Genomic DNA, 587 nt, shown 5'->3' on the forward strand with positions numbered 1-587 from the left:
ACCAACGGCGACATTGACCCCACAGATCGTTTCAACGGAACGCTGCCCACCGTTGTCATAGAGGTTGACGCGTCGATGGCAGGTCTTGGTCCATTCCCAGACATTGCCGGCAAAATCAGCCAGGCCATATTCGTTCTCGCCGAAATCGCCGACCGGCTTGGGGGCGGGGTCGCGCTTGGAACGCGACGCGGCCTCCCGTTCATAGTCCGCAATCCATTTCAGCGCCGGGTTGGTGTTTTCGGGATCAAGTCCGGAGGCATCGTCCGGGAACAGCGTTCCTGCGGCAAATGCCAGATTTCGATCAGACGGCAACGTCCAGTAGTCGCCGGTTTTTTCCGAGAGCCAACGGGCGTAGGTTGCCGCGTCATCGTAGCTCACGCCCGTGACCGGGACGTTCGCATTGGGTGGCGCGGTCGCAGCAGCGGGTGCGCAGAGCCCTTCCAGGACGCACGCGCCGTAGTCCGACATGGTGACCTGGTATTTCATGATCACGAGAGGCTCGCTCTCCACCACGGTCGTCAGGGGTGCGTCGACCGGGTGGATGCCGCGGTAGAACTCCCCATCGGCTCGATACTGGAAGGTGCGGG

The 587-nt window shown here is 62.0% G+C and carries 1 protein-coding gene; it reads right to left on the reverse strand.

The window, feature by feature from the left end:
- The coding region (locus tag EO99_RS0125445) for an SUMF1/EgtB/PvdO family nonheme iron enzyme (protein ID WP_029621340.1) at positions 1-587 on the reverse strand (587 nt) is incomplete at both ends.

Origin of the sequence: Pseudorhizobium marinum (assembly GCF_000705355.1) — a bacterium.
Lineage (GTDB): Bacteria > Pseudomonadota > Alphaproteobacteria > Rhizobiales > Rhizobiaceae > Neorhizobium > Neorhizobium pelagicum.